The organism is Coprococcus intestinihominis (genome assembly GCF_040096555.1).
GTDB lineage: Bacteria > Bacillota > Clostridia > Lachnospirales > Lachnospiraceae > Coprococcus_A > Coprococcus_A intestinihominis.
The window spans coordinates 1-4,117 of sequence record NZ_JBBMEK010000280.1 but is presented as its reverse complement, the minus strand read 5'-3'; the positions used below and the strand labels follow the sequence as shown (position 1 = coordinate 4,117).

The following is a 4,117-nucleotide window of genomic DNA, read 5'->3' as shown; positions in this document are numbered from 1 at the left end:
AGTTTTCTCCGAGAGCATTTACACTTCCGGGTGCGAAGTATGTATTCGAGGACGACCAGGAGGGAGGCTCTGAGGCATGATTAAAAAAGTGGAAAACATAATCTTGAAGAAAAGATTGCGAAAGCGATCGGAAAAGCTAAAAAGGCAGAATGAACGCATCAGGAGGCGAGAGACAGAGAACCGGAACCTAAAAAATAACATGAGAAGGACAGCCCAGGAGTTGGAGGACATCAAAGATTCTCTGACAACTGGGTTTTGCCCGTACTGTGAGACACACAACATGTTTTCCTGGGATCCAGAGTGGGGCTTGGTTTCCTATTGCCCTCGCTGCGGAGCTAGAGTAATGCTGTGCCAGATGTGCGACAAGTCCGGATCCAGATGCGATTATGACGCACGATTGGATATTTGCTCCGAAATGTAATATACGCCTTGACAAGCCGATCCTTCCTGGAGTATGCTATAGCAAACGGAGGGAAAGCCATGGAAGTGATTGAATATATTAAGCAGACAATGAAAGAAGAGGGCGTTACTCAGATGGAGTTAGGACGAAGAACAGGATTAACGAGACAATCGGTGTTTGATGTCCTGACTAGGGCAAATCCAAACTTTAACACCGTGAGAAGAATATTCAACGCACTAGATCGTGATATAGACATCAGGAAAAAAGATGGAGGTGAGTTGGATATTGATAAAAACTCACTGTACGCTGTTTTTGAACGGGAAGCACCTGGATTCGGAAAACTGAAAGCGATCCTGGAGGCTATGGGATATGAATTTCAATATGTGAGAAAATAAAGAAAAACGCACTGTTTTAGAGGCATAAACGCATGCCTCTAATTTTTTTACAAAAAAATGCAGAACACGCCTTGACATAACGCACTACAGTGAGTTATACTTCAAGCATCAACAGAAAACAAATGAACGACACGAACGGAAATGGAGATAGAAAGATATGAAAAAGAGCTTATCAAAAATGAACACAAATGAACTTAGAGACCTGGCTGCAGAACTGGGAGCCGACAGAAAGAAGTTATATGGAACCTCAAAACAGAGCCTGATCCTGACGATCGACAGACTGAGAAAAGAGGCAGCCAGCAAAGAGAATTACATCATCGTTGACGAGAACGACAACGTAATGTTTGGGGGACAGCACTACACAGAGGTTGGAGCTGATAAAGTCTGGAACATGTACAACGGCATCTACGAGGGTGAAAACGGCGAGAGATACATCTATATCAAAAAGGTTGAGGAATAGGAGGAAGCGGATATGATTAAGAGATCCAGAGCAAACAGAACAGAAAGAGCAACCTTCCGGAATATCCGGAATGAGCACAAATTTATAGATGTGGTTCACCATGGAGACGGTCATTACTACATGATCCAGTACATAAAGCATGAGCTTCCGGAAAGAACAGTTGTCAATTATATGGGGACCAGATGTGGACATAAACAGAAGTTCCGGATCGGGAAAGCAACGCTTATGGGAATACTGGAAGATTACAAGAAAGTTGAGGAGGACAAAAGTTATGATGAAGCATGAATTTGAGGAAAGAGTTGGAGGCGAGATCTCCGATCAGAATTACGAGATCATTGAAACAGTATACACCTGGCACCCGGCAATTAACGAAGTCGGTGGAAAAGATCAGATCGCTACTTTATACGAAACCGGAGGCATGCCACTGATTAAGAGCATGCTGGAGGCTGCAAACATTATGATGGATCTGGACAAAGAAAGACGGCAAGCAATGAGACGCATGGAGGAGATCCGGAGGAGAATTGAGACGGTAGCCAGTGGAGATCTGACAGCAGAACAGTGCCGGAGAGATGCAGTAGAAATGTTTGACAAGTCCAACAGTCCGGAAGAATGGGGATATGCAAGAATGTTCCTGGCAACAAAATACGGCGAAGAGCTAGCATCAGAGATTATTGAGGAGGTAGAGAAATAATGGCAGACAGAAGCAATCAGAGACTGAATGAGGCAATCGAAAATATGATCCGGATGTGGGATGGCACGATCCACGGGCAAACGATCCGGAACATGTACGAAAATGGTTCCGACTATGAAAGCATCTGCGAGATCGCCGGGATCGAGTATGAAGATTATGAGGAGGAATAAGCGTGGATGATTTAAAGAAATGGATCGGCAGGAAGTTCCTGGACTTCTGTAAGTCCGATCCGGATGACGAGCGAGAGATCCATTACGAAATGATGACCGGAGACTTGAGTGAAAAACTGGAATTTACTTCCAGGGAGATTGTAAGCATGAAAACAATGGAACAGATCCGGAAGTCCATTATCAGAGATATCAAATTAACAGATAATTGGTGGCATGTGTCACTGGAATATAAGGAGGAAGCAGAAATGCAGGAAATTACAATGTCAAAAATGGAACGCCTGGAGGCAGAAAAAGAGGATTTTAAACAGATGTACGCTGAGTGCTTTCCGCATCTTGCGATCGTAGCGGATATCTTGAAAAAGTTCGGGGATGAAAGAGAGATCCAGACAGACGGAGCGCATATCTACATCACACCGAATGGCTACATTTCCATGAGTAATGTATCTGAGGGGTGGAGCCTTTCCAGATTGAACCATGAATCAAAACCGGAAATAAGATGCGAAGTAATAGAAGAGATTGAGGAGGAGTAAGTCATGAGCGAAAGAGAATTTGTAGTAATCAATGAAGAGGCTGCCAGAACAGCACAGAATATGATGTCTTTTAATGAGTATCAGCTGGGATCCAGAACCAAAGAATACCAGGAGGACGTCAACGAAGTATATGATCTGGCGGAAGAAGTAGTTGCCAGAAGAGGAGAAGAATACCGGGAAAGAGCCTGGAGACTGGCAACCAGATATGCAAAGAACCTGGGAAAATATTTCAACGAGGAGGCAAGAATCGGCTGCATGTGTCCGTCTGTTATGATCTCCGGAGCCGGAAACTTTCCGGTAAAGAAGAAAGAGAAACAGGTCAAAGCCTGGGATAAAAACCATGAGTTCTACAATTACTGCCAGTCGATCCGAGGAAAGCTGAATAACCTTCTGTACTCAAAAGAGGTTATCAAGAGTGATGACGAAAACGCTATTGAAGCCCTGGAGGAGAAAATTGACAGTTTGAGGGAAGTTCAGGAAAACATGAAGGAGATCAACAAGTATTACCGCAAGCACCATACGCTGGAGGGATGTGATCTCCTGACAGAAAAACAGCTCCAGAAGCTCCAAGGATCCATGGATCAGTTCGGGTATGACAGATCTCCATATCCGAGCTGGGCTTTGCAAAACAATCTGGCAAATATCAAGAGATGCCAGCAGAGAGTTGATGAACTGAAAAAGACAAAAGAGAAAGGCACCTCGGAGGCGGATTATGGCGATTTCAAGGTAATTGAGAATACAGAACTGATGCGAATACAGATCGTGTTCGATGGAAAGCCAGATGAGGCAATCAGAAGCACTCTGAAAGCAAACGGTTTCCGATGGGCTCCATCTCAGGGAGCATGGCAGAGACAGCTCACATCCAATGGGAAGTATGCCCTGAGAAGAGTTATCGAAGAACTTGGAGCTGAGGTGCAGGCGTCATGACGGTAAGAGGAGCGGCAAAGGGAAGCTATTCCAGATACAACCAGAAGTACAACATAGGCTTCATCAATAGCGATGGAATGGAGGATGAAACACAGTTCGAGAGCGTGAAAACGCTCAAAGAGTTGTCGGATCTCTTCCGGGACTTTTGCAAAGAGAACGGATTCAAGACAAATACAGTTACATATGTGGAGGCAGTGTGATTATGGCAAAGAAAATTCAGAATAAGAGATACCTGGTAAACAGAGCAGTTTACAAGGCTGTAAAAAAGTACGATCATCAGCAGTTTGAGAACTTTTGCACCGATATTTATAAAAGTGGATGGGAGGACGGAAAGGCTTCTGTAAATGCCCTGGACGTGAAGGACATTGAAGCGGTAATCAAATCCGTAAAAGGGATCGGAGAGGTTCGGATCGGTAAGATCATGGAGGCAATCAATGAAAAATTCGATGAAAACGCCGGATCAGAAGAAACGGAGTAAACAGTTAGGAAAAGAGATCCGGGACAACCTAGAAAGATACGAGTATTTGAGGGCACACGGCGGATC

The 4,117-nt window shown here is 44.3% G+C and carries 10 protein-coding genes; all 10 read left to right on the top strand.

Annotated elements, in window-relative coordinates:
• Positions 1-199: 199 nt before the first annotated feature.
• The 10 genes from WMO25_RS15605 (at position 200) to WMO25_RS15560 (ending at position 4,051) form a co-directional block, all read left to right on the top strand.
• A complete protein-coding gene (locus tag WMO25_RS15605; protein WP_349086093.1) occupies positions 200-421 on the top strand; it encodes a hypothetical protein in 222 nt (73 codons plus the stop codon).
• Positions 406-795, top strand: a complete 390-nt coding sequence (locus tag WMO25_RS15600) for a helix-turn-helix domain-containing protein (RefSeq protein ID WP_330416436.1) — start codon at positions 406-408, stop codon at positions 793-795. The genes WMO25_RS15605 and WMO25_RS15600 overlap by 16 nt, the downstream gene beginning before the upstream one ends.
• A gap of 157 nt (positions 796-952) precedes the next feature.
• Positions 953-1,255, top strand: coding sequence for a hypothetical protein (locus tag WMO25_RS15595; protein WP_349086092.1), 303 nt, complete (start codon positions 953-955; stop codon positions 1,253-1,255).
• 12 nt (positions 1,256-1,267) lie between these two features.
• Positions 1,268-1,540, top strand: coding sequence for a hypothetical protein (locus WMO25_RS15590; protein WP_117636117.1), 273 nt, complete (start codon positions 1,268-1,270; stop codon positions 1,538-1,540).
• Positions 1,527-1,946 (top strand): hypothetical protein, encoded by a 420-nt coding sequence (locus WMO25_RS15585; protein ID WP_349086090.1) that lies wholly within the window; start codon positions 1,527-1,529, stop codon positions 1,944-1,946. Before WMO25_RS15590 ends, WMO25_RS15585 begins: the two co-directional genes overlap by 14 nt.
• A complete protein-coding gene (locus tag WMO25_RS15580) occupies positions 1,946-2,116 on the top strand; it encodes a hypothetical protein (RefSeq protein ID WP_178633844.1) in 171 nt (56 codons plus the stop codon). The genes WMO25_RS15585 and WMO25_RS15580 overlap by 1 nt, the downstream gene beginning before the upstream one ends.
• A gap of 2 nt (positions 2,117-2,118) precedes the next feature.
• Positions 2,119-2,646: a hypothetical protein gene (locus WMO25_RS15575; protein WP_349086088.1), complete on the top strand. Its 528-nt coding sequence runs from the start codon at positions 2,119-2,121 to the stop codon at positions 2,644-2,646.
• Between the two features lie 3 nt (positions 2,647-2,649).
• Complete coding sequence (locus tag WMO25_RS15570; RefSeq protein ID WP_195659620.1) at positions 2,650-3,573, top strand: DUF8626 domain-containing protein; 924 nt, start codon at positions 2,650-2,652, stop codon at positions 3,571-3,573.
• The gene (locus WMO25_RS15565; protein WP_195659619.1) at positions 3,570-3,773 is read left to right on the top strand and encodes a hypothetical protein; all 204 of its coding nucleotides are present in this window, start codon (positions 3,570-3,572) and stop codon (positions 3,771-3,773) included. Before WMO25_RS15570 ends, WMO25_RS15565 begins: the two co-directional genes overlap by 4 nt.
• 2 nt (positions 3,774-3,775) lie before the next feature.
• Positions 3,776-4,051, top strand: a complete 276-nt coding sequence (locus WMO25_RS15560) for a glutathione peroxidase (RefSeq protein WP_270222902.1) — start codon at positions 3,776-3,778, stop codon at positions 4,049-4,051.
• Positions 4,052-4,117 lie beyond the last annotated feature (66 nt).

What these genes read in the sequence shown, in the direction of transcription:
- WMO25_RS15590 (WP_117636117.1), top strand. Translation starts at nt 1,268, where the DNA reads ATGATTAAGAGATCCAGAGCAAACAGAACAGAAAGAGCAACCTTCCGG.
- WMO25_RS15580 (WP_178633844.1), top strand. Translation starts at nt 1,946, where the DNA reads ATGGCAGACAGAAGCAATCAGAGACTGAATGAGGCAATCGAAAATATG.
- WMO25_RS15565 (WP_195659619.1), top strand. Translation starts at nt 3,570, where the DNA reads ATGACGGTAAGAGGAGCGGCAAAGGGAAGCTATTCCAGATACAACCAG.
- WMO25_RS15585 (WP_349086090.1), top strand. Translation starts at nt 1,527, where the DNA reads ATGATGAAGCATGAATTTGAGGAAAGAGTTGGAGGCGAGATCTCCGAT.
- WMO25_RS15560 (WP_270222902.1), top strand. Translation starts at nt 3,776, where the DNA reads ATGGCAAAGAAAATTCAGAATAAGAGATACCTGGTAAACAGAGCAGTT.
- WMO25_RS15570 (WP_195659620.1), top strand. Translation starts at nt 2,650, where the DNA reads ATGAGCGAAAGAGAATTTGTAGTAATCAATGAAGAGGCTGCCAGAACA.
- WMO25_RS15595 (WP_349086092.1), top strand. Translation starts at nt 953, where the DNA reads ATGAAAAAGAGCTTATCAAAAATGAACACAAATGAACTTAGAGACCTG.
- WMO25_RS15605 (WP_349086093.1), top strand. Translation starts at nt 200, where the DNA reads ATGAGAAGGACAGCCCAGGAGTTGGAGGACATCAAAGATTCTCTGACA.